We start from the raw sequence: 493 nt of genomic DNA, 5'->3' as shown, positions 1-493 counted from the left end.
ACTTGTATAATTATGTATCATAGAAAATATCCTTTTTTGTACAGATTATACCATAGATTCTAAACAGGTTCTTACAACAAGACCAAAAAATGACATCACTCGCAAAAGGATTAAGTCTACAGGAACAGTACAATCGATTGTTAAGTAAGGGCGAAATACCCCTAAATATTTCTGAATAATCAGGCGATAAAAGAGAGACATCTCATGCGATGTCTCTCTTTTATTGTTCCAAAATATGGCGTACTTCCGACATATCCATATTCGTAAACTTCGAAATATCTTCTATATCCATGCCATTTTTATGCATGCCTCGGATAAGTTGGATTTTTCCTTCTTGAATGCCTACTACTTTCCCTTTTTCCATTCCCTCTTGAATCCCTTCTTCTTTCCCAACCTCACGAGCATGTGCTAATTTTGCTTGTTCATCAAATAACACTTTTTCACGTGCTTCATATGCGAGACGGAAAGAGCTACTCTGACTCATATTTTCCCA

At 36.1% G+C, this 493-nt stretch carries 1 pseudogene; it reads right to left on the bottom strand.

The window, feature by feature from the left end:
- Positions 1-220 precede the first annotated feature (220 nt).
- Positions 221-493: pseudogene (locus tag ACQRBL_RS32565) on the bottom strand (Rpn family recombination-promoting nuclease/putative transposase); the annotation flags it as partial.

It is taken from the genome of Bacillus sp. AF62, assembly GCF_050312695.1.
GTDB classification, from domain to species: domain Bacteria; phylum Bacillota; class Bacilli; order Bacillales; family Bacillaceae_G; genus Bacillus_A; species Bacillus_A cereus.
Note: the sequence above shows the minus strand (reverse complement) of the source record. Positions and strands in the feature narration are given on the sequence as shown.